Consider the following 25,344-nt stretch of genomic DNA (forward strand, 5'->3'; position numbering starts at 1 on the left):
GGGGTGTTTCAGGGCAAACTCTCGGTGATTTCGGGGGTATATTGGTGGCTTCAGGTGATTTGAAAGGGACTTTTGATGGAAAACACCCAAATGCTCGACAGGATAGATTTACAACTGCTGCGGCTGCTGCAACAGGATGGCCGACTCAGCACGGTGGAACTGGCTCAACAGGTGGGCTTGTCCGCGTCACCCTGTGCCCGGCGCCTCAAGCGGCTGGAGGGCGAGGGCCATATCCAGGGCTATCGCGCCATACTGGCGCGGGAGAAACTGGGGCTGGGGATCACCGTCTTCGTCAATGTGCGGCTCAGCCAGCACAAGGAGGCGCTGGTGGAGGCGTTCGAGCAGGCGGTGTCCGCCATGGGGGAGCTCATCAGCTGCCATACCGTCTCGGGGACTTATGACTATCTGCTGGAAGTGGTGGTGCCCGACTTGCCCGCTTACGAGCAGTGGGTGCGGCGCCTGCAATCTCTGGCGATGGTCAATGACATCAATAGCCACTTCGCCATTCGTGCGGTCAAGGTGATGGGGCCGCTGCCTATCTGAGGGCCCGCTCGTTGACCTGTTCCTGATCGAGCAGGGGCTGGCCGCTGGGATGGGCGATATGGAAGCCGCGTTTTCCCCCATGCTTGACCTGATACATGGCCTTGTCCGCCCGCGCCAGGGCCGTGCTGAAGTCATCCTGAGGCCGGATCTGGGCTATCCCCATGCTCAACCCTATGCTGGCTTCGCCGTTGGCGAGGGGGACGGGGGCCGAGATGGCCTGCTGGCAAGCCTGGGCAAGCTGCAAGGTGCGGGCATCCAGGCTTGACCAGGAGAGCAGCAGTATGAACTCGTCCCCCCCGAGACGGCCGAGGATGGCCTCCTCGGGACAGATGCTCCTGAGCCGGCGGGCCAGCTCGACCAGCAACTCGTCACCGGCCCTGTGGCCCAGGCTGTCGTTAACCTGCTTGAAGTCATCCAGATCGATGAAACAGAGGGTCTGATGGGAACCGGGAAACTGGCGCTGCAAGGCGGCGCGGTTGAGCAGGTGAGTGAGGGGATCCCTGTGGGCGAGCAGGGCGAGCTGCTGCTCGTACTCCTTCTCGTGGGTGACATCCATGTGGGAACCCATGACCCGCAGGGGATTGCCTGCCTGATCCCGCTCCACGACCCGGCCCCTGTCCAGCACCCAGGTCACCTTGCCATCCTTGGACAGCATGCGATGCAGTGCCTGATAGAAAGGGGTCTTGCCATTGAGGTGATCGAAGAAGGTTTGCAGCACCCGCTCCCTGTCTTCCGGATGCAGGTGCGCACGCCAGACGTCGAAGTGAGCCTCCATCTCCTTGGGCTGATAGCCGAGCATGGCGCCCCAGCGACGATTGAAGATGACGAGCTTGCCGGTGGGAATATGGTTTTGCCAGATGCACAGACCGGTACCATCCATGGCGGCGTCCAGCTTCTCCCGTGCGTCATCGGCGATGCGCTTGAGCCGCTCGTTTTCCTGTTGCAGTTTCCGGTAGGCGGCAAGCAGCGCCTCGTAATCCTGGGGGACCTTTCCTGTCACGTTGGGACCATTTGTCTCTGGATGCCCTGGCATATGGCACAGGCCGTGGGGGAGGGCTCAGGATGATACGGCGTCTCTTGGCCCCGGTTAGAGCGCTGACTATAGAGGGAATGGATGATTATTTCACCATAAGTCCACCGGTTGCAGGATATGATAGAAAGGCCAATTATTCGATTTATCAAATAAATGCCGCTGGAGGCCCGTGATCGGCGTACATCATCTCTCCCCCTGGTTGCTCTGCCTGACCCTGCTGATGGGGCCCGTCTGGGCAATTCCTCATGATACCGAGCATGGGCTCCCTAAGGGCGGATCCCTGCTTAGCGAGCTGACTCAGCTGGAGAATGGCTTCCAGCCCCACAGGGATTTTCAGGCCAGGGTGCAGGGGCTGTCAGGGCAGATCGATGCGACCCACCCCCTCTATGGCCGCCTGGTGAGCCTGCAGTGCTGGGCCCAGCCTGCCGAGAATACCAGCGACTACAGCGCCGCCATCACCTTTGCCAGCCAGCAGTTGCAACAGGCGCGGGCACGGCAGGATAAGCTGACCGAGATAGCCCTGCTCAACTGCCGGGGCTGGCATAACCAGTTGCTGGGCGAGATGACCAATGCCCGTCGCGACTATGATGCCGCATTCAAATTGGCGGAGGCGGCGGGGGCCCAGCGGCTGATGGCGGACGCCCTGAGCTATCGCGGCAACATGCAGGCCTATCAAGGGCAGCTGGCCGCCGGTCTCAAGGATCAGCTTGTCGCCCACGACCTCTATGAGCGACTCGGGCTCGAGGCCTGGCGTTTGCACCAGCTGGGGGAGATAGCCAATACCTATCGCCGCATGGAGGTGTTTGATCGAGCCCTCGAATACTTCAAGGAGCTGGAGAATGCCTACCTGCAGCAGGGCGATGAGGAGAACCTGAATGACATTCGGGCTCAACTCGGCATTCTTTACTCGGACACGGGGCGCCACGCCGAGGCGCTGGCGCTGTTTACGGGGGCGGCCAGCTACTTCAAGGGCAAGGGGTGGAGCATGGACGAGGCCTGGGCGTTGACCGAGGTTGCCCACAGCCAGCTCAAACTGGGGCGAGTGAATGAGGCGCTGGTCCACTTGCAGCAGGCCGAGACCTTGCTCAATCGCAAGCAGGAGACGGACGCCGCCACCCTGGGTCAGTGGCGGCTGGTCATGGGGCTGGCCGAGGAGGCCCACGGCCGGCTAAACCGGGCGCTCTATTTCCTGGCGGTGGCCGAACCCATCTTCATTCAGGAGCATAACAAGCGCTTCCTCGGCACTATCTACCGGGTGCAGGCACGGATCCTGGAAAAACAGGGGGAGGCCGCCGCCGCCCTGGCGTCCCTCAAACGCTACGTGGCGATCAGGGAGGCGCTGGAGCGGGATCTCGGCGCACAGCGCTCTATCCAGATGCGCTTCGAGTTCGACCTGGCGCGCAAGGAGGCGGAGAACGAGAACCTCAAGACTCACCAGGCGTTGCAGGCTCAGCTGCTGGATCGGGTCCAGGAGCGGCGCTACTGGCAGACGCTGGTGACAGTGCTGGCGCTGCTGTTGCTCGGATCCATGGTGCTCTATCAACTCAGGCGCAGTCGCAAGATGCGCAGGCTCGCCATGACGGATGAGCTGACCGGCATCCACAATAGACGTCAGATCCAGGCCAAGGCGCAGACCATGCTGCAGCAGGCAAAGAGCCTGGATCAACCCTTCTCCCTGCTGCTTATCGACATCGATCACTTCAAGCAGATCAACGATGGTTGGGGTCATCAGGCGGGGGATCGGGTACTGGTCGCGGTGGCGAACTGCATCTCTGAGGCGCTGCGCAGTCTGGACAGGGTGGGGCGCAACGGTGGCGAAGAGTTTCTGGTGTTGCTGCCCGACACCCTGCTGGCCGAGGCCGTCGAGGTGGCGGAGCGGGTGCGCCAGCAGGTGGCGGCACTCCAGGTAGCCGAATTGCCCGCCGAGTACCCGGTCCGGGTCAGTATAGGTTGCGCCCAGCTGCGCGAGGGAGAGAGCCTCAGCGAGCTGATCCATCGCGCCGACGAGGCCATGTACAGCGCCAAGCAGGGCGGTCGCAATCGAGTGTGTCGCGCCGACTGACCGCCATGGACTCCGCAGGCAGATCCGGCGCATGCCGGGCTGGGTATTTTTCACTCGCGCGGGTATAATGTGGCGCAATTTTGCTAAGACGCCGGACACTCGCACCCATGTAACGCAACGCCTTTCGCTTTTCATCAGACCCGCCCTGCTCGGGTTGGCTCGCGTTGCGCGCGTCGCAATCTCTTATTTCCCACGGTGGCTTGAGGCCGCCGCTCAATAGAAGAACGTCGAACTATGTCAGCTGAATTTCTGAGTGAAGTCTCCAAGAGACGCACTTTTGCGATCATCTCGCACCCGGATGCGGGTAAAACCACCATCACCGAGAAAGTCCTGTTGTTCGGACAGGCCATTCAGCGCGCCGGTACCGTCAAGGGCCGTGGCTCGGGCCAGCATGCCAAATCCGACTGGATGGAGATGGAGAAGCAGCGTGGCATCTCCATCACCACCTCGGTGATGCAGTTCCCCTATCGCGACTGCCTGGTCAACCTGCTCGATACCCCGGGTCACGAGGACTTCTCCGAAGATACCTACCGTACCCTTACCGCCGTGGATTGCTGCCTGATGGTGATCGATGCCGCCAAGGGCGTCGAAGACCGCACCCGCAAGTTGATGGAAGTCACCCGGCTGCGCGATACCCCCATCCTCACCTTCATGAACAAGATGGACCGCGAAGTGCGCGACCCCATGGAGGTCATGGACGAGGTGGAGCGCGAGCTCAACATCATGTGCGCCCCCATCACCTGGCCCATCAGCTGCGGTAAATCCTTCAAGGGGGTCTATCACCTCTACAAGGATGAGACCTATCTGTACCAGACAGGTCAGGGTCACACCATCCAGGAGAAGCGGGTGGTGAAGGGTCTGAACAACCCCGAGCTCGATGCCGCCATAGGCCCGGATCTGGCTGCCCAGCTGCGTGGCGAGCTGGAGCTGGTGCAAGGCGCCTCCCCGGAGTTTGATCACGACGCCTTCATCGCCGGCGAGATGACCCCGGTCTTCTTCGGTACTGCGCTTGGTAACTTCGGCGTCGATCACATGCTGGACGGCCTGACCGACTGGGCGCCGTCTCCCATGCCGCGCAAGACCGAAGAGCGTGAAGTGCTGGCGACCGAGGAGAAGTTCTCCGGTTTCGTGTTCAAGATCCAGGCGAACATGGATCCCAAGCACCGCGACCGCATCGCCTTTATGCGCATAGTGTCAGGGACTTACAGCAAGGGCATGAAGATGCGCCATGTGCGCCTGGGCAAGGATGTGAACATCTCCGACGCCGTCACCTTCATGGCCGGTGACCGGGAGCAGGCCATCGAAGCCTGCGCCGGTGACATCATCGGGCTGCACAACCACGGCACCATCCAGATCGGCGACACCTTCACCCAGGGCGAGATGCTGAAGTTCACCGGCATCCCGAACTTCGCCCCCGAGCTGTTCCGCCGCATTCGCCTGCGCGACCCCCTCAAGCAGAAGCAGCTGCTCAAGGGGCTGGTACAGCTCTCCGAAGAGGGCGCGGTGCAGGTGTTCCGTCCGCTGATCAGCAACGATCTCATCGTCGGTGCGGTCGGTGTGCTGCAGTTTGACGTGGTGGTCTCGCGTCTGAAGAGCGAGTACAACGTCGAGGCCCTGTACGAGGCGGTCAACGTCGCCACCGCCCGCTGGGTGGAAGGCACTGACGTCAAGAAGTTCGAAGACTTCAAGCGCAAGAACGAGGTCAACCTGGCCCTGGATGGCGGTGACAACCTCACCTATATCGCACCGACCATGGTCAACCTGCGTCTGTCTCAGGAGCGTCACCCGGACGTCTTGTTCCGCCAGACCCGCGAGCACTGATCCCGCGCAACCCTGGGTTGCTGATAAGAGAGACCCCGCCCACTGGCGGGGTCTTTTTTTGTCTGTGCAGCAGGGTGATGGGGGGCAGGGAATGGTGCCCGGGCATGGCTATCGACAGGGGGAGCAAAGCGCCCTATAAAGGACCTTGTTCCATCATCAGGGAGTGACAGATGTGCGCAGAACTGCCCGTAGAGGCACAATTTCAAGCCTACAATGCTCGGGATCTCACCGCCTTTCTCGCCTGCTTTGCCGAGGAGTTCAAGGGGTACCGGATGCCGACAGAGGCCCCCTCCACCGTCGGCAAGGGGCGCTGGGGGCTTTCTATGCCGAGCATCGCTTCAACAATCCGGCCCTGCGGGCCGAGCTGCTGTCGAGGACGGTGATGGGCAACAAGGTATGTGATCATGAACGGATCCATGGCCTCTCCCCCGAGCCGCTTGAGAGCCTGGCCGTGTTCGAGGTAGAAGCTGGCCTCATCAAGACCGCCTGGTTTTATTTCCCGTCCTGATGCGGCTGTGATGGCACGGCGAGCGGGTCTCCTGCGGGTAAAGCTGATATAAGAGAAGGCCCTCGCGGGCCCTCTTTTTTTGCCCGCGTTCGAATCACCATAAGGAGATCGTCATGCTTGGACGCATTACCAACCTGTTCCCACTCTGGGCCTTGCTGTTTTCCCTGCTGGCTTATTGGCAGCCAGCGCTGTTCGTTGACCTCAAGACGCAGATAGTGCCGTTGCTCACCATCATCATGCTGGCCATGGGGCTGACCCTCAGCCCCAAGAATTTTATCGATGTGGTGAACAACAAGAGAGCCATCGGGCTGGGACTGGTGTTGCAGTTCAGCGTCATGCCGCTGGCGGCGCTGTTGATCAGCCTCTTGCTCGGTTTCGATGCCGAACTGACCGTGGGCATGGTGCTGGTGGGCAGTGTCGCAGGCGGCACCTCATCCAATGTGATGTGCTATCTCGCCAAGGGGGACGTGGCGCTCTCCATCACCATGACGGCGCTCTCCACCTTGCTGGGGGTCATCATCACCCCGCTGCTGGTACAGTTGCTGGCGGGCAAGAGCGTCGATGTCCCCGTGCTGGATATGCTGCTGAGCCTGGTCAAGATAGTACTGGTGCCGGTCGTCATCGGGGTTGTGCTCAATAGCTGGCTGCAGGCGCTGACCGAAAAGCTTGAACCCGTGCTGCCTCTCATCTCCATGGCGGCCATCGTGCTGATCATCGCCATAGTGGTCGCTCTCAATGCCGGCCAGTTCGCCACCATAGGTCCCATAGTGGCGCTGGCGGTGATACTGCATAACGGCATCGGCATCACCGCGGGCTATTGGGTCAGCCGATGGCTCGGCTTCGACGAGCGGATCTGCCGCACCGTCGCCTTCGAGGTGGGCCTGCAAAACTCCGGACTGGCCACCGCGCTGGCGATGAAGTTCTTCACCCCGGCGTCCGCCGTGGCGGGCACCCTGTTCTCGGTCTGGCATAACCTGTCCGGCTCCCTGCTCGCCGGGTTCTGGGCCAAACGCCCCCTGGCCCCGGTCACTCGGGACGCTGACCAGGCGGCCATCAAAGAGAGCTAAGAGAGACCCGTCACCCTGGCGTCCCTCGGGACGCCAGGGTGATTGCTTGTCTAGTGCAATCTGTGGCCGCACTGGCCTGCTGGTCTAGCCAAGGGATTTCACCATGCAGATCTCGCAGGCGTCGTGACCTGTGCTGCCGAGCGGCCCAGGCAAGTGCTCGAAACCGAGGGATTCATAGAGTGCGGTCGCCTCGCGCAGGCTGGCCGTGGTCTCCAGATAACAGTGCTGGTAGCCGAGTTGCCTGGCTTCCTCCAACGCCTGCAACACCAGTCGTCGCCCCAATCCCAGCCCGCGCAAGTCGGGCAGGAAGTACATCTTCTGCAACTCGCACACCCCTTCCTCTCCCGCCAGCGGCGCTATGCCACCGCCGCCAAGAATGGTGCCGTCCGGCCCTTCAATGACCCAGTAGTGACTCGCAGCCCGGTGGTAGGTCTCAAACAGCTCGTCGAGTACGGGATCGGCCACGCCGTAACCCTTGTCGGCGGTGAGGCCATATTCGGCGGAGACGCGGCGCACCACGGCGGCGATGGCGGCGTTGTCTTTTGGAGCGATGGAGCGAATGCGATAACCCTGCTGGCGACGGGCACGGGACAGGGCGCTGCGATAGAGCCGCAACCCCTCCCAGAGCCGCTCGCTCTCCTCGGGGGCGAGCTGGGCCAGGGTATCGCTCATGGCCTCGTCCATCTGTCGGTGCAGATCGTGCAGTTGAGCTGCACCATGGGCGGTGAGGCTCGCCTGCTTGCTGCGCCCGTCCGAGGGATGGGCCTGCCAGGCGATCAGCTCCCGCTCGGCGAGCCGGGCCAGGGGGCGACTGGCGTTGGACTTGTCGATGCGCAGCCGATCGGCCAGTTGCTGATTGGTGGCCGGGCCGCTCTCCAGCTCGAGCAGCAGATGGGCTTCGAGGGGGCTGAGGGCCAGGGAGCCGCACTGTTGGGAGAGCATGCCGAGTTCACGAACCAGATCGCGCGACAGGGCGCGCAGGGGGCGGGGATCCATCTCTGTCTGTCCTTTTGGTTGTAGATGACAACCAATATAACCATCAGGTTGTTATCAACAACCTTTTTGTTGGGGCGCTCGGCTGAGCCGCCAGCAGAGGCGGAAAGGCGGGCAAAAAAAAGGGCCCTGAGAGGGCCCAAACATTGGAAACCCGCGCCGGGGCGCGGATCCCATCCTTGGTCAAAAAATAGTGAGGGGACGGCATGGTCTGAACAGGGCCCTGTCCAGGCTTTATGTCGGGGTTTAGACCAACTCGGCCAGCATGGTGTCGGAGTAGGGTACCAGGGGCTCGGATTTTTTCACCCGCGCCAGATAGTCCGGATTGGCGATGAGCGGACGACCGATGGCGATAAGATCGAAGCGGTCAGCCTTGATCGCTTCGGCAGCGGTTTCTGCGCTGTAGTTGCCGACCCCGACCAGATGGCCATCGTACTGCTCGCGCAGGTAATCGGAGGCGCGGCCACCCAGGTAGTCGAAGGTGAGGCTGTCATCGAAGATGCCCAGATGCAGATAGGCCAGAGTGCGCTGATTCAGCTCGCCGAGCAGGTAATCGAAGACGGCGCGATCCCGGGCATCGCCCTCCATGTGGGCATAGGCACCGGGGGAGAGGCGCAGGCCAACCCGATCGCCGCCGATGCGGGCATTGACTGCATCCACGACCTCCAGGGCGAAGCGGCTCATATTCTCCGGGGTCTGACCATATTGGTCATCGCGCAGGTTGCTGGCATGGTGCAGGAACTGATCGATGAGGTAGCCGTTGGCGCCGTGGATCTCGACCCCGTCGAAACCGGCTGCCATGGCGTTGGCAGCGGCCTGGGCGTACTGCTCGGTCAGCTCGACAATCTCATCCACGGTCAGGGCGCGCGGCACCGGATAGCTCAGTTCGCGCATGCGCGGCAGGGTGCCTTCCAGACCGATGGCGGACGGGGCAACCGGCTGCTGGCCGTGGAAGAAGGAGTGGGAGACCCGGCCCACGTGCCACAGTTGGGCGAAGATCTTGCCGCCCTTGGCATGCACGGCGCTGGTCACCTTCTTCCAGCCTGCGATCTGCTCGGCGCTATAGAGGCCGGGGGTGTCCGGATAGCCCTGACCGTCCGGGCGAATGATGGTTGCTTCGGAGATGATGAGGCCGATGTCGGCGCGGCGGCCATAATAGGCAGCCATCTGTTCGGTCGGCACCAGGCCGGGACCAGCCATGCAGCGGGTCAGCGGCGCCATCATGAAACGGTTGGCCAGGGTCAGGCTGGCATTGAGGCGATAAGGCTGAAACAGAGTATCCATGGCGATGTGTCCTGGGGAAGATGATTCTTGAACGTGCATTCAAGATGTTTTTTGCTTTGTGTGCAACTCTTTTTTGAATGTGCATTCAAGATAAGTTGGCCCGACCCTGCCCCTGGGGTAGACTTGCCGCCATATCAACCCCTAGCCACAGGATCCCCGATGCGCAGCGCCGAGTTCAACCGCGAAACCGTCTTGCAAAATGCCATGGAAGCATTTCGATCCAAGGGGTATGCCAAGACCACCATGCAGGATCTGGTGGCGGCGACCGGTCTGCACCCCGGCAGTCTCTACGCGGCCTTTGGCAACAAGCGCGGCCTGTTGCTGGCGGCGGTGGATCACTACATCGAGAGCAAGCGGGCCTGTCGTCGAGCCCGGTTTGCACAGGGCGAGCCACTGGCGGCCATCGAGGGTTTTCTGCGGCAGGTGGTGAGCGATACTCTGGATGGTTGCTGCCTGATCACCCGCACCCTGGTGGAGCTTGCCGAACAGGATGAGGAGCTGCGTCTGCGCCTCAAGGCGAACTATGGCGAGTTGGAGGAGGACTTGGCGGTCGTGCTCGAACAAGCCAGAGGGAAGGGGCAGCTTGGCGCTGAGGTCGCTACCCCCACCCTGACTGCTTTCCTGCTGGTCAGCATCCAGGGTCTGGTCACCGTCGGCCAGTGTCGTCCCGAGCCCGAGCTGCTCGGCGATGTGGTCAGCCAGATCATGGCCTCCCTGCGCGCCTGACAAGGGAGAGGGAAACAACAGTGGCTCCCGCGGGAGCCACTGTTGTTTCTGAGAATGACCCCCCTCATCCCCAGCCCTTCTCCCCCCTCGGGAGAAGGGCTGGGGATGAGGGGGGGAATCTAGTCACTGCAATGACAATCTGATAAACGCCAGCACCCCATCCATCCGCCCCAGGACCTCGTTATTCCACACCCTGATCACCCGAAACCCTTCGCCATTGAGATAGGCCGTTCTGGCCTCATCCTGTTGTTGACCCTCCGGCTGATTATGCTGCGAGCCATCGACCTCGATCACCAGCCGCTGTTCCAGGCAGATGAAGTCCACTATGTAGGGCCCGACAGGGAACTGGCGGCGGAACTTGAGCCCCTCCAACCGGCGATTGCGAAGCTGGAACCAGAGCTTCTGTTCGGCCAGGGTCGCCTCGGCTCTCAGCCGCTTGGCAAAGAGGTGGGTTTTCATCACATACCTACGGTGCTGTTTGAACCTATATAGGTATAGCCATCCGCCAGTCTGCTCACCCGCTGGTCATAGCAGCCCTCACCCTGGCCCTCTCCCAGAGGGAGAGGGCACCGATCGGGGAATCCTTGAAAGTGACGATCACAAAGGGCCTCATAGTGCCAAAACATTGAAGCCTTGGCATTTTGGGTCTTTGTCGCTTTGTCGCTTTGTCGCTTTGGCGTGTCTGCTGTCCCGATTCTTTCTATTTAACGCCGATCTGCTCCCTTCTCCCCTCGCGGGAGAAGGGCTGGGGATGAGGGGGAGCAGTCAGGACTCACCAGCTCCTTCATCAAGTCTTTCAACCAGATCAAGGCCGGCTGCTGGGCATGCGGCTGAGAGTGTGCCAGACGCAGCGGGCTTACACCGGGCTCACCAGTTCCTTCATCAAGTCTTTCAACCAGATCAAGGCCGGTTGCTGGGCGTGTACCGGGTGCCAGACGCAGTTGAGGTGGTAATCCGGCACGTCTGCCGGCAGGGGCAGGCTTTTCAGCGGCCAGTGGTTGGCGAGCAGCTCGGCCACCATGCTCGGCAGCACCAAGAGGTGGTCGCTCTGGCTGACGATGGCGGCGGCGGACATATAGCTCTGGCTGTTGACCGAGATGGTGCGGCTATGCCCCAGGCTCTGCAAATAGCGGTCGAGGCTCGCCTCCGAGGTGCCGAGCGGCGAGTGGAACACGTGGGGCATGTCAATCAGCTGCTCTAGGGTGATGCGCTCCTCCTCCAGCTCCAGGGTGGCGCGCACCAGCCCGGCCAGGGGCTCGGTGAGCCAGGTCTCCTTGCCGAGATACCCCGGCACCTGCATGTACTCGTCAAACCCCAGCACCAGATCGATCTCGCCGCTCGCCAGCTCCGCTTCCGGCAGGGTGTCGCGCAGTATGCGGATCTCTATGGTGACCCCGGGGGCCAGCTTCCTGAGGCGCTGGATGAGGGGCGGGATCAGCACGCACTCCACATAATCCGTGGTGCAGAGCACGAAGCGGCGCTTCGACTGGCGCGGCTCGAACAGCTCCTCTTCCCAGAGCTGCTGCTCCAGCAGCCGCAGCACCTGCTGCACCCCCAGATGCAGCCGCTGGGCCCGGGGGGTCGGCAGCATCCCCTGGGGGGTGCGCACCAGCAGCGGATCGTCAAAGAAGGCCCGCAGGCGATTGAGGGCGTGGCTCATGGCGGGCTGGCTGATAAAGAGCGATTCGGCGGCGCGGGTCACGCTCCCTTGCGTCATCAGGGCGTCAAGGGCGAGCAGCAGATTGAGGTCGAGCTGGTGCAGTTTCATGGAAGGATTATTCGCGCTGTTTATGGGACAATCCATCCTATTCATTTGATGGATGGGCACGCAACTTCTTACACTGCGACCCACTCTTATTTTTTCAGGGTTCCCAGGTCAATGTGGGGGCCTCAATCCATGCAAGGAGCCTTGCGATGAGCATCAAGACCATCAACTCCATTCCGGCCGCCGACGGCTTCACCATGCCCGCCGAGTGGGCGCACCAGCAGGCCGTCTGGATGATCTGGCCGTTCCGCCCGGACAACTGGCGGGAGGCCGGTCGCTTCGCGCAGGCCACCTTCGCCAAGGTGGCGGATGCCATAGGTCAGGCCACCCCGGTCTTTATGGGGGTCCCCGCCCAGTTCATGGAGCAGGCCCGCGCCATCATGCCCGCCCACGTCACCCTGGTGGAGATGAACAGCGATGACTGCTGGGCCCGCGACAGCGGCCCGACCGTGGTCACCAACCGCGCAGGCGAGTGCCGTGGCGTGGATTGGGGCTTCAACGCCTGGGGCGGCCTCAAGGGCGGCCTCTACGCCCCCTGGAACCAGGATGAGGAAGTGGCAGCCAAGATGCTGGCCGAGCACGGCATGAGCCGCTACGACGCGCCGCTCATTCTGGAAGGGGGCTCCATCCATGTGGACGGCGAAGGCACCTGCATGACCACGGCCGAGTGCCTGCTCAACGAGAACCGCAACCCGCACCTGAGCAAGGATCAGATCGAAGCGTTGCTTCGCGACTATCTGGGGGTGAAGAGCTTTATCTGGCTGGACGAAGGCGTCTATATGGATGAGACCGACGGCCACATCGACAACATCTGCTGCTTCGTGCGCCCGGGTGAAGTGGCCCTGCACTGGACCGACGACGAGACAGATCCGCAATACGAGCGCTCCCTGGCCGCCCTCAAGGTGCTGGAAGCGGCGGTGGATGCCAAGGGTCGCAAGCTGAAAGTGTGGAAGCTGCCCCAGCCGGGCCCGCTCTACTGCACCGAGGAGGAGTCCGCCGGTGTCGAGAGCGGCAGCGGTGTGCCGCGCGAGGCCGAAGGTCGTCTGGCCGGTTCCTATGTGAACTTCCTCATTACCAACGGCAGCATCGTCTACCCGCTGCTGGATGCCGCCACCGATGGCGAAGCCCAGCGCATTCTGGAAGAGATCTTCCCCGAGCACACAGTGGTCGGCGTGCCGGCCCGGGAAATCCTGCTGGGGGGTGGCAATATCCACTGCATTACACAACAGGTCCCCTCCGGCCAGTAAGAACCGGTTCCAGTTGGTATTCAAAACCCCACGCAGTGGGGTTTTATCTCTTGCTTGCGTGATGGTCGAAGGCGCTGATGCGGCGACCATCATTACAAACAGTCACCCTTTTACAGGAGATCAAAATGATCCCCAAAATGGTAGATGTCACCGAGGTTTCCATTGCCGAGCTGCGCGGTGCGCTCGAAGCAGGCCGCACCACAGCGGTCGAACTGGTCAAGGCCTATCTGGCCCGTATCGCCGCCTACAACGGCCCCGAGACACAAACCCGCCTCAATGCCGTCGTGGTGCACAACCCCGATGCGCTGAAAGAAGCAGAAGCTTCCGATGCGCGCCGTGCCCGTGGCGAGACCCTGGGGCCGCTCGATGGCATCCCCTACACCGCCAAGGACAGCTATCTGGTCAAGGGGCTGACCGCCGCCTCCGGCAGCCCGGCCTTCAAGGATCTGGTGGCCCAGCGCGATGCCTTTACCGTTGAGCGCCTGCGCGCCGCCGGTGCCATCTGCCTGGGCAAAACCAATATGCCCCCCATGGCCAATGGCGGCATGCAGCGCGGCGTCTACGGCCGTGCCGAGAGCCCCTACAACGCCGACTACCTGACCGCGCCCTTTGCCTCCGGCTCCTCCAACGGTGCCGGCACCGCCACCGCCGCCAGCTTCGCCGCCTTCGGTCTCGCCGAAGAGACCTGGTCGAGCGGCCGTGGCCCTGCCTCCAACAACGGCCTCTGTGCCTACACACCATCACGTGGCGTCATCTCGGTGCGTGGCAACTGGCCCCTGACCCCGACCATGGACGTCGTCGTGCCCTACGCCCGCACCATGGCAGACCTTTTGGAAGTGCTGGATGTGGTGGTCGCCGACGATGCCGATACCCGTGGGGATCTCTGGCGCATGCAGCCCTGGGTCAAGATCCCCAAGGCCTCGGAAGTGCGTCCGGCTTCCTACCTGGAGCTGGCTGCCAAGCCCGATGCCCTCAAGGGCAAGCGCCTCGGGGTGCCGCGCATGTTTATCAACAAGGATGAGCTGGCCGGCACCAGCGACAACCCCGGCATCGGCGGCCCGACCGGCCAGCGCATCCATACCCGCGAATCCGTGATTGCCCTCTGGGAAGAGGCCCGTCAGGCGCTGGAAGCCGCTGGCGCCATCGTTGTTGAAGTGGACTTTCCGCTGGTCTCCAACTGTGAAGGGGACAGGCCCGGCGCACCGACCGTGTTCAATCGCGGCATCGTCTCGCCAGAGTTCCTCAATGACGAGCTGTGGGAGCTGTCCGGCTGGGCCTTCGACGACTTCCTGCGTGCCAACGGCGATCCCAAGCTGAGCAAATTGGCCGACGTGGATGGCCCCAAGATCTTCCCCCACGATCCGGGCACATTGCCGAACCGCGAGGGGGATCTGGCGGCGGGCATGGACGAGTACGTCAAGATGGCCAAGCGCGGCCTGAAATCCTGGGACGAGATAGCCTCTGTGCCGGACGGCCTGCGCGGCCTGGAGCAGACCCGCAAGCTGGACTTGGAAGAGTGGATGGACAGGCTCAAGCTCGATGCCGTGTTGTTCCCGACCGTCGCCGACGTCGGCCCCGCCGATGCGGACGTGAATCCGGCCTCCGCCGATATCGCCTGGAGCAACGGCATCTGGGTCGCCAACGGCAACCTCGCCATTCGCCATCTCGGCGTGCCGACCGTCACCGTTCCCATGGGCATCATGGCCGATATCGGTATGCCGGTGGGGCTGACCTTCGCCGGTCGCGCTTATGACGACAACAACCTGCTGCGCGTCGCCTCGGCCTTCGAGTCCACCGGCAGCAAGCGCCGGGTGCCGCCGCGTACGCCGCCGTTGGGGTAGATTGTTGTAGCGCCCTGTCCGCGAGGTATCAGGGGCAAAGCGAGAGGGAGGCGTGATGTCTCTTGCCAGTCAGGCTTAACTGACTGGCAATACGCTTTTGGGCGCTATTTTTTCTTGTGCGTTCTTACGCGAAGAATGGGCAAATATTTACAGATGCACCTGAGCCCACATAACATAACGCAGAGTATCGCAGGATAAGCCACATTGGGGACTTCGTGCTTTAAGGATCATATAACTGATTCGTCAGACGGGAATTGATCAAGTAACGTGGTCAGTTCGTCTACATGCTGCTGATGACTTGCTGGGCTCAGCTCCATATTCGTAAGGATGCAAGGTTGCGACATTGCCATTCGTCGTTCCCCCGTTTCATCCCACACTTCTATTCGACCATTGCAGTACATGCACCAGAGAAACTCCCTGAGTGCTAGCTCTTCCCGAACTGAAGCACGGCTGCTTCTATCTTGGCGGCAGCGCACATCCCGTAATGGATCAAACAGTAAGCGTTCGTTGGCGAAATCGAGCGTAATTCGAACCAAGAAGTTCTGGCTCCCACTTTCGAGATCAATAACTAGGCCCCCTTCGATTAACCCGCCCCCGGAGATTTTCATTTTCCCCAACGGAGAGCATTTACCTTGCTTACGGGCGAGGACGAAATAGAGATCCGGACATTTGTAATTTTCATCTGGTGCCATCTCTCCGCGGCGAAGTGTTTCTAGTTCGATTTTGTTGAAAAGCTCCCTGAAACCTGCGAGCTCATAGAGATGGTCTCTCCAGTAAGTGTCTGGCTGAGGAACCTCAAGGCGCTCTTCCATGGCAATTTCAGCCAAATGGCGCATGAGAGGAAGGTCCTGAATGATGCGCTGATGGTCTGCTGGGTCGTCAGGGTCAACAATGTCATCCCGTTCGGCGTGAGCGATCGCATGGCGACCTTGGTTGGCTACATAGGTCGAAATATCCTCGCCTGATTGAATCAGCTCATCCCTTCGTTCGATGGCTGCCCTGTCGGTTAGTTGAGGTAGTTTTGCCGTGATCCAAGGCCCTCTCTCCTTCCCATTAGGCAGTGACCGACTGAAGGCCTTATAGAACCCAAGAAATGAGTAAAAGGGGTTATCGATGGACATGCCTTCTCGGTAATAAGCCAGGGCTTTGCGCGCTTCATTACTGCTTGGAGCGCATAGGTTGTCAGCCGAAAAATAGTTCGAAATAGTATTATTCCGTGACATACCTAACCGGAAAGGTGAGCTCCCGCCTCCCCACATGACAAGTTCTACTTTTTGACCTTCACGCCATGCTATGGCGGTTGCGAGCCGCATGATTACCGCTTTGCACTGGTGGTCGGTCAGGCCTAAGCCATCGGTATGAAGCGCTATAGCGGGCAGAATTTCCCCGTGCTCGCCACGTTCAGCAGGTTGCAGCAAGAACTGTATGCCCTCGAAGGATAGCGTTTGTGATCGCTTGGGCCAAAAGACCCTCGTTTCCACTCCTGCTGTTATCCAATGCCCACGTCGCTGTTGCAGCTTCTCCGCTTCTTCGAAAGGGTCTTGTGTCGCCAGCATATGATTAGCCTCAAGATGATTTTGTGCAGATAGATATTCGCCAGTCCTACAAGACTGCTTTCCAGCGAGGTAATGAGCCAAAGATGATGAAAGTAAGGGATTTTTAATATGCTCTGATCTGTTGGATGTTCAATATTATTTTGCCAACTGCAATTTCAGCCGCGATTTCCCCAGACTTCACCTTGGCTTCACACAACCTCATTTTTTCCTCACAAATCCCCCCTATCTTCTGCCCACTGATAAAAGGGCCCGCTTGCCACAGGGGTGGCGAGGGGCCGGTGAGAGGGGAGCAAGACGATGAAATCGTGGATCAAATACGGGTTGGCCGGGGCCTTGATACTGGTGGCTAGCTTCTGGGGCGGTAGCGTGCGGGCGGCGGAAGTGCAGCTCACCCAAGATTGCGCCGCCGTTTTGGGGCAGATAAACACAGGGAGTTGCACCTGTTCCCTAGCGGATCCTGGCTGTTTTCCTCGACGCTTTTTATTCGGGTAGCCGGGGCTTGAGTGAAATGCCCATGACCTTATGATCTGGCTCACTTTCAATATCAACCTCAGACCAACCCAAGGATTGATACAGTGCCGGGACATTCGTATAGGCATAGAGATAGTCTTGTGACGATGCCAATGCCTGTGACACACCGGCATTGATGAGTCGGCTGGCAAGGCCTTTACCCCGGTATTCTGCACTGACAAACACGGCATTGATCCAGATGACTTCACCGCTGCGATGGGGCTCCTTGAAGCGAGAGTAAGCCAACCCTCCCATCACCACCTCATTCATGACGGCAACCAGCACCGGCGGCAGGTTCGCACTGTCGGTGTAGGTATCGCAAAACAGAAAGTCTGGCCACGCCGATTGGAACAGCTGTTCCAGCCGCGCCAAATAGGGCGAGTCTTGTTCGCAATGGATCAGTGCCATTTCATGTGGGGGTGTCATATCTCTCCAAGGCGCATAGCGTCTGGTTAAGGGGCCTTAACGTTTACCCTTGCCACCCGCGAGGGCCTGCTTTCTGGCTTTCTGCTTCTGGGCGCCCTTGCCGCTGCGGCGCGGCTCGGGGTCGAAGCGGGTGAGATCGGGCTCAAAACCCGGGAACCACTGCTGGGGCAAGCGGGTGTCGAGCACGGCCTCCACCTTCTCCAGCAGGGGCGCATCCTCCGGGCTGAACAAGGTGATGGCGAGCCCCTTGTTGCCCGCGCGGCCGGTGCGCCCTATGCGGTGCACGTAATCCCCAGGCTGATGGGGGAACTCCAGGTTGATCACATAGTTGAGATCGCTGATATCCAGCCCGCGGGCCGCCACGTCGGTGGCGACCAGGGCCTGCAGGGTGCCGGCGCGAAACTCCAGCAGCACCTTCTCCCGCGCGCTCTGCGACAGATCCCCGTGAAAGGCGAGCGCATTGATGCCCGCCTTGCCGAGCTGCTGGGCCAGCTTGTCGGCCCCCTGACGGGTGCGGCTGAAGATGAGCACAGGGGCCCAACCCTTCACCTTGATCAGGTGCTCCACCAGCGCCAGCTTGCGCTCCCCATCCACCGCATAGACCCGTTGCTCCACCTCGGCCGCCGTGGTGTTGCGCGGTGCCACTTCGATCAACTCGGGGTCGCGCAAGAGCACGCGGCTCAAGGCAAACAGGTTGTCGTCGCAGGTGGCCGAAAAGAGCAGGGTCTGGCGATCCGCCGGTATCTGTCTGAGCAGAGCGGTGATCTCGTCCATAAAGCCCATGTCGAGCATCCTGTCCGCCTCGTCAAACACCAGATGGCGGAGGCTCTCAAGGCTCAGGGCCCCCTGGCGCAGATGATCGAGCAAGCGGCCCGGGGTGGCGATGAGGATATCCACCCCGGCTTTAAGCGCCTCCACCTGGGCGGCGATGCTGACCCCGCCATAGACCAGGGCGCTGGTGAGAGCCGTGCCCTGCCCGTAGCGCGCCACGCTCTCAAAGACCTGCACCGCCAACTCGCGGGTCGGCACCAGCACCAGGGCGCGGATGGGGCGGGAGGAGCCGGCTTGCGGCTGCTGCATCAGCTGCATCAGCTGCTCCAGCAGCGGCAGCACGAAGGCGGCGGTCTTGCCGGTGCCGGTCTGGGCCCCCGCCATCAGATCCCGCCCCGCCAGAATCACGGGAATGGCGCTGGCCTGAATGGGGGTCGGCGCGGCATAGCCGAGTTCGGTCAGCGTCTGCTGCAGGCGGGGGGAGAGGGCCAGTTCGGCAAAGGAGGCAATGGACATAGGGCACCAGTGTGGGGTTATCGCGGCCAGGGCCGTGACGGGAACAGTGATCGTGGCCGGGATGGTAGCAGAAGCGGGCCCCTGGCAGAAGGTGGTTGAAGGGATGCCCGGTTGATCGCTCCGTGCTTCTCCCTGATAGCGAGGGGGCGGGCTGCTCCCGTTCGCAGCCCCCTGGATTGTCATGGTCGCTGCAGGTGAAACAGGGCCTGTCATCACGGCTGAGCCGCGAGCAGACTCACCTCGATAAAGCCGAGGTGGTGCATGAACTCGCGCAAGATAAGCAAGGTGGCGGCAAACTCCCTTCCGGCAGGCAAGTCTCTGGCTGCCAGGGGATCCCTCTCTGCCATGGCGGCGAGCTGAGCAAAACTCTGCTCGATGCGGGCCAGGGGCAGCGTGACGGGGCCAAAAAGTGGGGTGAGGGGGCTTGGAGTGAGCCGCAAGGCCGAGCAGGGGGCCAGGTCGGTGGCCAGCGGCATGACGATATCCTCCACCCAGGCGATGGCCTGCTCCAGTTCGAGGGGGCTGGGCGGCTCGCGGTGAAACTGGCCCAGGGTCTGGCCGGGCACCAGGGCTCGATATCCCATGGCAAGGCGCAGGGGTTCCTGCCGTCCCTGCACCAGCCAGCTCTCATGTTCGCCTATGGTCAGCAGGCAGAGATCTCCTTCCCCTGCGCCAGCCTGCTCTTTCTGTGACTCATCCATGTTGCACTCTCCCTGATGGTGGGGCTTATCAATCCACCCCTATTGAGGCACAAGTTGTGAAGGCTGCCTAGGGGGTGGTGGCGCTGGCCGGACAAGATTGGCGCTCTTTGTCATCATTGTTTAATAAAAGGTCGCCATCCTTTGGCCGGACGCAGTGAGTGGACAATGACGTAAGAGCAGATAACAAGGAAAGAGCAGATGAGCCGTTTTGACGAGATTGATAGCGCCAACCACCCCCGTGAACAAGAGCCCGAATTCAGTCGATTGATCGAGGCGGGGCTGAGCCGCAGAGGCTTTATCAAGGGCGTTGGCGCCGCCAGCATGGTGGCTTTCTTTGCCGCCAGTCCCGTTGCCCGCGCCGTGGCGGCCGCGACCCAACCCTTGCTCGGCTTCCAGGCCGTGCCCGCCTCGGTGGCAGATACCGTGGTGGTGCCGCCCGGCTACAAGGCCGAGGTGCTGATAGCCTGGGGAGATGCGCTGTTCGCCGATGCGCCCGCCTTTAGCCAGGACAATGATGCCAAGGCCCAGGCCCGTCAGTTTGGCGATAACAATGACGGCATGAGTTTCTTCCTGCTTGGCCGGGATCGCGCCCTGTTGGTGGTCAACAACGAATACACCAACTACGAATACCTGTTCAGGGATGGCGGCAAGCAGCTCAGTGCTGCCGGTGTGGCCAAGGCCCAGGCGGCCCATGGCGTCTCCCTGGTCGAGTTGGTTCAGACCGACGGCAAGTGGCAAGTCAATCCCAAGGGCGCGCTTAATCGTCGTATCACCGCCAATACCCCCATGACCCTGAGCGGCCCGGCGGCGGGTCATGCCCTGCTCAAGACCCAGGCAGACCCCGAAGGGCGCACCGCCCTCGGCACCTTCAACAACTGCTCAAACGGCCAGACTCCATGGGGCACCTACCTCACCTGCGAGGAGAACTTCAACGGCTACTTCGGCAGTGAGGGCAAGCCAGATCTGGACAAACGGGCCGCCCGCTACGGATTGGCCGCCGAGGATGCAGGCTTTGGCTGGCACAAGTTTGACGAGCGCTTCGATCTCGCCAAACACCCCCAGGAGCCGAACCGCTTCGGCTGGGTGGTGGAGATTGACCCCAAGGATCCCGCCTCCACCCCGAAGAAGCGCACGGCGCTGGGCCGCTTCAAGCATGAGAATGCCGCCTTCACCGTCAACCAGGATGGCCGCGCCGTGGTCTATCTGGGCGATGACGAGCGGGGCGAGCACATCTATCGTTTCATCTCCAAGAACAAGGTGGCGCCGGGCAATGATGCGGCGAACCGGGACTTGCTCGACGAAGGCACCCTCTATGTGGCGCGCTTCGATGCCAAGGAAGGGGAGCTCAAGGGCACGGGTCAGTGGCTGCCCCTGGTGCACGGTCTGCATGGTTTGACCAAGGAGAACGGCTTCGCCGATCAGGGGGAGGTGCTCATCTTCGCCCGGGAGGCGGCGACCCGGCTCGGTGCCACTACCATGGACAGACCCGAGTGGGTGGCGGTGCATCCCCATCGTGCCGAGGCCTATTGCACCCTGACCAATAACAAGAACCGCGGCCTCAAGGATAATCAGCCGCTGGATGGTGCCAACCCCCGTGCCGAGAACCCCTATGGTCAGATCATTCGCTGGCGCCCGACCGGTGGCGATCACAGTAGCGAGCACTTCGAGTGGGATCTCTTCCTGCTGGCGGGCAACCCCCAGGTAAACAAAGAGGGACTGATGGCGGGCAGCGCCAATATCAATCCAGACAACATGTTCAACAGCCCGGACGGGATCGGCTTTGATGAGGCGGGTCGGCTCTGGATCCAGACCGATGGCGACTACTCCAACGAGCAGAAGTTCGCGGGCATGGGCAACAACCAGATGTTGTGCGCGGATCCGGCGAGCGGTGAGGTACGCCGCTTCCTGACCGGCCCCATCGCCTGCGAGATAACCGGTCTTACCTTCAGCCCGGACTGGCGCACCCTGTTTGTCGGGGTGCAGCATCCGGGTGAAGAGCTGGCCCCTTCCCACTTCCCGGATGGCGGCAAGCATATCCCTCGCTCAGCCGTGCTGCGCATCACCCGCGACGACGGTGGCATCATAGGGGCCTGAGTCGGCATGCTTATATAAGCAGAGACATCGTCAGAAATGAGAAAGCCGCCCTCGGGCGGCTTTTGTCATGAAGGGGGTGGCGTCAGAATTCGTTGGAGAGCGCCTTGTAACCTTTGACCAGATCGATATTGGTGTGGGCCACGTCTTCGGAGAATTCGGTGGCGTCCACGGTGACGCGCGGGATCTCGGCCAGATCGCTCTGCTGGTTGATGCGGGTGGTGGAGGGGACATAGAAGCCGGGGGGCAGATCGCAACCATCGACCACCGAGTTGTGGCGCACCACACAGCCCTCGCCGATGTGGCAGTTAAAGAGCACCGTATTGAAACCGATGAACACCTTGTTGCCCACCACGCAGGGGCCATGAACGATGGATCTGTGGGCGATGGAGCTGAACTCGCCGATGGTGACGGCGGCGCCGGACTTGGAGTGGATCACCACCCCATCCTGAATATTGGAGTTGGCGCCAATGACGATGGGCTCCATCTCGCCGTGTTCATCAACCTCGTCGGCGCGGATCACCGCGTAGGGCCCGACGAAGACATTCTCCTTGATGATCACCTTGCCGCAAATGATGGCGGTTTTGTCGATATAGGCCGATTCGTCGATGACCGGCAGGTGGCCGGAGGGATTTTTGCGGATCATGTCGTATCCTGTTTTGGCTATGGGAAATTGAGGCGCGCGGCGCCAGCACGGCGCGCACATGTCCCCGAGCTTACCCCCGCGGCCGCGGGTGCGGAACCCCTTACTGGTCTGACCCTGTCGGGACAAGCGGCTTCAAATGGCTGTCAATCTGGGCGGTTTGTGGGATTATCGCGCTATCCATGCCCAGTCCGCCTCATCGCCATGGCCGGATAGTGACGGCTAGTGTTGAGGCGATAAGGAAGATGCCATGACAAGAACAGTGGGCCTGCTCGCCCTCATCACCTTGCTCGCCTTGCCCGCCACCGTGCAGGCCAAGGGCCGCAGCGGAGATTTTGACTACTATGCCCTGACCCTCTCCTGGTCACCGGAGCACTGCGCCGCCAAGCCCTCGGATCGGGAGCAGTGCAGCCGCAAACTTGGCTTCGTGCTGCACGGACTCTGGCCGCAGTATCTGAAGGGCTATCCCTCCGATTGCAGCACTGAAAGCCTCGCAGGGGATGTGGAGCGCGACTTCCCCGGCCTCTACCCCAGCCGTTTCCTCTATCGCCATGAGTGGCAAAAGCACGGCACCTGCTCCGGGCTGAGCCAGCCGGCATTTCACCAGCTAGCCGAGGATCTGCGCAACAAGGTGCAGATCCCCGCCGATTACCAATCCCCAGCGCAACCGCTGCGCAAGAGTAACTTCGAGCTCAAGGCGGACTTGGCCAGTGCCAATGAGTGGCTGGCCCCGGATACCATCACCCTTGCCTGCGCCGATGGTGGCCGCTTCCTGCGGGAGATCTATATCTGCGTCAACAAGGCGGGTACCGAGTCCATGACCTGCCCGGATGAGATGGTGAGGCGAGAACGCCGCTCCTGTGCCCAGCCAGATTTTCTGCTGCGCAATGTCCGCTAGTCCCGCCGGGTCAGTGAGCGAACCAGCGGTGGGGAGCCTGTGGCGGCCTAGCCCGATCAGGCGCCCTGTATAAAGAGAAGAGAGAGGAGAGTCAGCATGGGATTTGATACCAGAGACAGAGCGTTACTGCTTGCCATCAAGGGGGTGGGGCCGACAGTGGTGTCACGCCTGGAACAGCTGGGCTTCTGTTCCTTCGAGCAACTGGCCCAGGCCAGCAGTCAGGAGATAGTCCAGTTGGTGGCCAGCATGCTGGGATCCAGCTGCTGGCAAAACAGCCCTCAGGCCAGAGGAGCAATAGAAGGTGCCATCGCGTTGGCCAGGCAGGAGGTTGGCATTCGGGAGGCTCATCGGATATGAACAGAGGCACCGTCGTGATGGCATCCGGAGTCATGAAAGGGATTGAGGCGAGATCATGATGCTGACTGAACTGCTGGGTATCCGCGTTCCGCTTATCCAGGCTCCCATGGCCGGGGTGCAAGGCAGCGCCTTGGCCATTGCCGTCATCAAGGCGGGCGGCTTGGGTTCATTGCCTGCCGCCATGCTGGATGAAACCGGGCTGCGTGATGAGTTGACCAGGATCCGTGCCGCTACGACCTCTCCTTATAACGTCAACTTCTTCTGTCATCAGCCGTTGCCAGCCAATGCCCAGCAGCAAGCGCGTTGGCGTCAGGCGCTGGCGCCCTACTATCAGGAGCTGGGCTTGGCAGCAGATGTGGTGACCCGGAGTGCCAGCCGCTCCCCCTTCGGCGTGGCTCAAGCCGAGATCCTGGCAGAATTTGCCCCGCCTGTGGTGAGCTTTCACTTTGGCCTGCCTGATGAAAGGCTGATGGCGCGCGTCAAGGAACAGGGGAGCCGGATCTTGGCGAGTGCAACGACGGTGGCCGAGGCGCGCTGGCTCGAGGCCAGGGGAGTGGACGCCATCATCGCTCAGGGGCTGGAGGCGGGTGGCCATCGCGGTCACTTCCTCTCGGAAGATCTCAGCTTGCAGCAGGGCACCTTCAGCCTGTTGCCACAGATAGTCGAGGCGGTCTCTTTACCGGTGATTGCGGCCGGGGGCATTGCCGATGCCAAGGGGATCCGCGCCGCCATGGCATTGGGTGCAAGTGGCGTGCAACTGGGGACGGCCTTCCTCTGTTGCCATGAGGCAACCACATCGCCCCTGCATCGAATGGCCTTGCGCGCGGATGGCGGCTCCCATACTGCCCTGACCCGTTTGTTCAGCGGGCGTCCGGCGAGGGGAATCGTCAATCGGCTGATGAGGGAGCTGGGACCGCTCAGTGAACTGGCACCACCCTTTCCTCATGCCAGCTCCGCGCTGGCACTCTTGCGCGCCGCAGCGGAGCAACTGGAGCGGGGGGATTTCTCACCGCTCTGGGCGGGCCAGAACATGACGGGCTGTCATGAGATGGCTGCCGCCGACTTGGTCCAGCAGTTGTCAGTTGCCTTCAGGGACTAAGCCATCGCATCTTTCAGCCATCAAGTCCGGACGATACCGGCGCCAGGATAGGTGAAAGGAGGGGTGGGAATAGGCCGAAAGTGCCTCTTCTGTGGATAAGTTTGTATAAAAGCTGTGGTTGGTTATGAATAACTCATAAAGTGCCGATTTTTACAGTTTTATTGCAGTTAGCCCCTTGCCAGCGCGATCAATCTCTCTATAATGCGCCACATCGACAGGGCAAGCGGCAACGCAAACAAGCCGGTCGGTGCCTCGAAAAAGCCTTACCAAATAAGGCTTGACTCGAGAAGGCGGTTGAGTAGAATGCCACTCCCGCAGCGACGAAACGTTGCAACGCTCTTTAACAATTTGAATCAAGCAATCTGTGTGGGCACTCACAGCATCGAGCATCAAAATTAATTTTTGATTTTCAATGTCTGGTGAAGTGACCAAGACGATTTCTTCGCAAGAGGAAGTCGAACAGTTTATTTCAGCAATTCATTGAGCCGCTGAAGTTCGTTACCTCGGTATCGGATGAACGCAAACAAACTTAAATTGAAGAGTTTGATCATGGCTCAGATTGAACGCTGGCGGCAGGCCTAACACATGCAAGTCGAGCGGCAGCGGGAAAGTAGCTTGCTACTTTTGCCGGCGAGCGGCGGACGGGTGAGTAATGCCTGGGGATCTGCCCAGTCGAGGGGGATAACAGTTGGAAACGACTGCTAATACCGCATACGCCCTACGGGGGAAAGGAGGGGACCTTCGGGCCTTTCGCGATTGGATGAACCCAGGTGGGATTAGCTAGTTGGTGGGGTAATGGCTCACCAAGGCGACGATCCCTAGCTGGTCTGAGAGGATGATCAGCCACACTGGAACTGAGACACGGTCCAGACTCCTACGGGAGGCA

At 61.1% G+C, this 25,344-nt stretch carries 21 protein-coding genes, 1 rRNA gene and 1 pseudogene; 13 read left to right on the forward strand and 10 right to left on the reverse strand.

Going from position 1 to position 25,344, the window contains the following annotated elements; genetic code table 11:
• Positions 1-75: 75 nt before the first annotated feature.
• Positions 76-543 (forward strand): Lrp/AsnC family transcriptional regulator, encoded by a 468-nt coding sequence (locus M2367_RS14035; RefSeq protein WP_224431274.1) that lies wholly within the window; start codon positions 76-78, stop codon positions 541-543.
• On the opposite strand, the gene M2367_RS14040 is transcribed toward M2367_RS14035, so the two are convergent.
• A complete protein-coding gene (locus tag M2367_RS14040; protein ID WP_259237038.1) occupies positions 536-1,543 on the reverse strand; it encodes a sensor domain-containing diguanylate cyclase in 1,008 nt (335 codons plus the stop codon). The two genes, M2367_RS14035 and M2367_RS14040, sit on opposite strands and share 8 nt — an antisense overlap.
• A 202-nt stretch (positions 1,544-1,745) precedes the next feature.
• On the opposite strand from M2367_RS14040, the gene M2367_RS14045 reads away from it, so the two are divergent.
• From M2367_RS14045 to M2367_RS14060, 4 genes and pseudogenes are all read left to right on the forward strand, one after another.
• Positions 1,746-3,638: a diguanylate cyclase gene (locus M2367_RS14045; protein WP_259237039.1), complete on the forward strand. Its 1,893-nt coding sequence runs from the start codon at positions 1,746-1,748 to the stop codon at positions 3,636-3,638.
• A gap of 234 nt (positions 3,639-3,872) precedes the next feature.
• Complete coding sequence (prfC, locus tag M2367_RS14050) at positions 3,873-5,459, forward strand: peptide chain release factor 3 (protein WP_259237040.1); 1,587 nt, start codon at positions 3,873-3,875, stop codon at positions 5,457-5,459.
• Between the two features lie 170 nt (positions 5,460-5,629).
• Positions 5,630-5,967: pseudogene (locus M2367_RS20415) on the forward strand (nuclear transport factor 2 family protein).
• 113 nt (positions 5,968-6,080) lie between these two features.
• Positions 6,081-7,034: a bile acid:sodium symporter family protein gene (locus M2367_RS14060; RefSeq protein ID WP_224431271.1), complete on the forward strand. Its 954-nt coding sequence runs from the start codon at positions 6,081-6,083 to the stop codon at positions 7,032-7,034.
• Positions 7,035-7,118: 84 nt separating this feature from the next.
• Here M2367_RS14060 and M2367_RS14065 read toward each other — a convergent pair whose 3' ends face one another.
• Complete coding sequence (locus M2367_RS14065; protein ID WP_259237042.1) at positions 7,119-8,030, reverse strand: bifunctional helix-turn-helix transcriptional regulator/GNAT family N-acetyltransferase; 912 nt, start codon at positions 8,028-8,030, stop codon at positions 7,119-7,121.
• A 243-nt stretch (positions 8,031-8,273) separates the two neighbouring features.
• Positions 8,274-9,311, reverse strand: a complete 1,038-nt coding sequence (locus M2367_RS14070; RefSeq protein ID WP_259237043.1) for an alkene reductase — start codon at positions 9,309-9,311, stop codon at positions 8,274-8,276.
• Between the two features lie 159 nt (positions 9,312-9,470).
• On the opposite strand from M2367_RS14070, the gene M2367_RS14075 reads away from it, so the two are divergent.
• Complete coding sequence (locus M2367_RS14075) at positions 9,471-10,037, forward strand: TetR/AcrR family transcriptional regulator (RefSeq protein WP_042040478.1); 567 nt, start codon at positions 9,471-9,473, stop codon at positions 10,035-10,037.
• A gap of 123 nt (positions 10,038-10,160) precedes the next feature.
• Here M2367_RS14075 and M2367_RS14080 read toward each other — a convergent pair whose 3' ends face one another.
• Positions 10,161-10,496 (reverse strand): endonuclease domain-containing protein, encoded by a 336-nt coding sequence (locus M2367_RS14080; protein WP_259237045.1) that lies wholly within the window; start codon positions 10,494-10,496, stop codon positions 10,161-10,163.
• A 397-nt stretch (positions 10,497-10,893) separates the two neighbouring features.
• A complete protein-coding gene (locus M2367_RS14085) occupies positions 10,894-11,805 on the reverse strand; it encodes a LysR family transcriptional regulator (protein WP_259237046.1) in 912 nt (303 codons plus the stop codon).
• A 146-nt stretch (positions 11,806-11,951) separates the two neighbouring features.
• Here M2367_RS14085 and aguA point away from each other — a divergent pair, with 146 nt between their 5' ends.
• On the forward strand, positions 11,952-13,049 hold the full coding sequence (gene aguA / locus M2367_RS14090) for an agmatine deiminase (protein WP_259237048.1): 1,098 nt from the start codon (positions 11,952-11,954) through the stop codon (positions 13,047-13,049).
• A gap of 137 nt (positions 13,050-13,186) precedes the next feature.
• A complete protein-coding gene (locus M2367_RS14095) occupies positions 13,187-14,890 on the forward strand; it encodes an amidase (RefSeq protein ID WP_259237061.1) in 1,704 nt (567 codons plus the stop codon).
• Positions 14,891-15,117: 227 nt separating this feature from the next.
• Here M2367_RS14095 and mauJ read toward each other — a convergent pair whose 3' ends face one another.
• The 4 genes from mauJ to M2367_RS14115 all read right to left on the reverse strand — a co-directional run bounded on the left by mauJ (position 15,118) and on the right by M2367_RS14115 (position 19,370).
• Positions 15,118-16,446 (reverse strand): methylamine utilization protein MauJ, encoded by a 1,329-nt coding sequence (mauJ, locus tag M2367_RS14100; protein WP_259237049.1) that lies wholly within the window; start codon positions 16,444-16,446, stop codon positions 15,118-15,120.
• Positions 16,447-16,926: 480 nt separating this feature from the next.
• Positions 16,927-17,382 carry a GNAT family N-acetyltransferase gene (locus M2367_RS14105; RefSeq protein WP_259237050.1) on the reverse strand — a complete coding sequence of 152 codons (456 nt, stop codon included), beginning with the start codon at positions 17,380-17,382 and terminating at the stop codon, positions 16,927-16,929.
• A gap of 36 nt (positions 17,383-17,418) precedes the next feature.
• On the reverse strand, positions 17,419-18,669 hold the full coding sequence (locus tag M2367_RS14110; protein ID WP_259237051.1) for a DEAD/DEAH box helicase: 1,251 nt from the start codon (positions 18,667-18,669) through the stop codon (positions 17,419-17,421).
• 212 nt (positions 18,670-18,881) lie between these two features.
• The gene (locus tag M2367_RS14115; RefSeq protein WP_259237052.1) at positions 18,882-19,370 is read right to left on the reverse strand and encodes a hypothetical protein; all 489 of its coding nucleotides are present in this window, start codon (positions 19,368-19,370) and stop codon (positions 18,882-18,884) included.
• A gap of 198 nt (positions 19,371-19,568) precedes the next feature.
• On the opposite strand from M2367_RS14115, the gene M2367_RS14120 reads away from it, so the two are divergent.
• The gene (locus M2367_RS14120; RefSeq protein ID WP_259237053.1) at positions 19,569-21,464 is read left to right on the forward strand and encodes a PhoX family phosphatase; all 1,896 of its coding nucleotides are present in this window, start codon (positions 19,569-19,571) and stop codon (positions 21,462-21,464) included.
• A gap of 82 nt (positions 21,465-21,546) precedes the next feature.
• On the opposite strand, the gene M2367_RS14125 is transcribed toward M2367_RS14120, so the two are convergent.
• The gene (locus tag M2367_RS14125) at positions 21,547-22,107 is read right to left on the reverse strand and encodes a carbonate dehydratase (protein ID WP_042039636.1); all 561 of its coding nucleotides are present in this window, start codon (positions 22,105-22,107) and stop codon (positions 21,547-21,549) included.
• Positions 22,108-22,354: 247 nt separating this feature from the next.
• On the opposite strand from M2367_RS14125, the gene M2367_RS14130 reads away from it, so the two are divergent.
• The 4 genes from M2367_RS14130 to M2367_RS14145 all read left to right on the forward strand — a co-directional run.
• Entirely contained in the window at positions 22,355-23,002 is a 648-nt protein-coding gene (locus tag M2367_RS14130; protein WP_259237054.1) for a ribonuclease T2 family protein, read from the forward strand.
• Positions 23,003-23,098: 96 nt separating this feature from the next.
• Positions 23,099-23,359, forward strand: coding sequence for a helix-hairpin-helix domain-containing protein (locus M2367_RS14135; RefSeq protein ID WP_259237055.1), 261 nt, complete (start codon positions 23,099-23,101; stop codon positions 23,357-23,359).
• Between the two features lie 55 nt (positions 23,360-23,414).
• Complete coding sequence (locus M2367_RS14140; protein ID WP_259237056.1) at positions 23,415-24,458, forward strand: nitronate monooxygenase family protein; 1,044 nt, start codon at positions 23,415-23,417, stop codon at positions 24,456-24,458.
• 531 nt (positions 24,459-24,989) lie between these two features.
• Positions 24,990-25,344: ribosomal RNA gene (locus M2367_RS14145) — 16S ribosomal RNA — on the forward strand; the annotation flags it as partial.

Source organism: Aeromonas sp. BIGb0445, assembly GCF_024809075.1.
GTDB lineage: Bacteria > Pseudomonadota > Gammaproteobacteria > Enterobacterales > Aeromonadaceae > Aeromonas > Aeromonas rivuli.

What these genes read in the sequence shown, in the direction of transcription:
- M2367_RS14035 (WP_224431274.1), top strand. Translation starts at nt 76, where the DNA reads ATGGAAAACACCCAAATGCTCGACAGGATAGATTTACAACTGCTGCGG.
- prfC (WP_259237040.1), top strand. Translation starts at nt 3,873, where the DNA reads ATGTCAGCTGAATTTCTGAGTGAAGTCTCCAAGAGACGCACTTTTGCG.
- M2367_RS14060 (WP_224431271.1), top strand. Translation starts at nt 6,081, where the DNA reads ATGCTTGGACGCATTACCAACCTGTTCCCACTCTGGGCCTTGCTGTTT.
- M2367_RS14065 (WP_259237042.1), bottom strand. Translation starts at nt 8,030, where the DNA reads ATGGATCCCCGCCCCCTGCGCGCCCTGTCGCGCGATCTGGTTCGTGAA.
- M2367_RS14070 (WP_259237043.1), bottom strand. Translation starts at nt 9,311, where the DNA reads ATGGATACTCTGTTTCAGCCTTATCGCCTCAATGCCAGCCTGACCCTG.
- M2367_RS14075 (WP_042040478.1), top strand. Translation starts at nt 9,471, where the DNA reads ATGCGCAGCGCCGAGTTCAACCGCGAAACCGTCTTGCAAAATGCCATG.
- M2367_RS14080 (WP_259237045.1), bottom strand. Translation starts at nt 10,496, where the DNA reads ATGAAAACCCACCTCTTTGCCAAGCGGCTGAGAGCCGAGGCGACCCTG.
- M2367_RS14085 (WP_259237046.1), bottom strand. Translation starts at nt 11,805, where the DNA reads ATGAAACTGCACCAGCTCGACCTCAATCTGCTGCTCGCCCTTGACGCC.
- aguA (WP_259237048.1), top strand. Translation starts at nt 11,952, where the DNA reads ATGAGCATCAAGACCATCAACTCCATTCCGGCCGCCGACGGCTTCACC.
- M2367_RS14095 (WP_259237061.1), top strand. Translation starts at nt 13,187, where the DNA reads ATGGTAGATGTCACCGAGGTTTCCATTGCCGAGCTGCGCGGTGCGCTC.
- mauJ (WP_259237049.1), bottom strand. Translation starts at nt 16,446, where the DNA reads ATGCTGGCGACACAAGACCCTTTCGAAGAAGCGGAGAAGCTGCAACAG.
- M2367_RS14105 (WP_259237050.1), bottom strand. Translation starts at nt 17,382, where the DNA reads ATGACACCCCCACATGAAATGGCACTGATCCATTGCGAACAAGACTCG.
- M2367_RS14110 (WP_259237051.1), bottom strand. Translation starts at nt 18,669, where the DNA reads ATGTCCATTGCCTCCTTTGCCGAACTGGCCCTCTCCCCCCGCCTGCAG.
- M2367_RS14115 (WP_259237052.1), bottom strand. Translation starts at nt 19,370, where the DNA reads ATGGATGAGTCACAGAAAGAGCAGGCTGGCGCAGGGGAAGGAGATCTC.
- M2367_RS14120 (WP_259237053.1), top strand. Translation starts at nt 19,569, where the DNA reads ATGAGCCGTTTTGACGAGATTGATAGCGCCAACCACCCCCGTGAACAA.
- M2367_RS14125 (WP_042039636.1), bottom strand. Translation starts at nt 22,107, where the DNA reads ATGATCCGCAAAAATCCCTCCGGCCACCTGCCGGTCATCGACGAATCG.
- M2367_RS14130 (WP_259237054.1), top strand. Translation starts at nt 22,355, where the DNA reads ATGACAAGAACAGTGGGCCTGCTCGCCCTCATCACCTTGCTCGCCTTG.
- M2367_RS14135 (WP_259237055.1), top strand. Translation starts at nt 23,099, where the DNA reads ATGGGATTTGATACCAGAGACAGAGCGTTACTGCTTGCCATCAAGGGG.
- M2367_RS14140 (WP_259237056.1), top strand. Translation starts at nt 23,415, where the DNA reads ATGATGCTGACTGAACTGCTGGGTATCCGCGTTCCGCTTATCCAGGCT.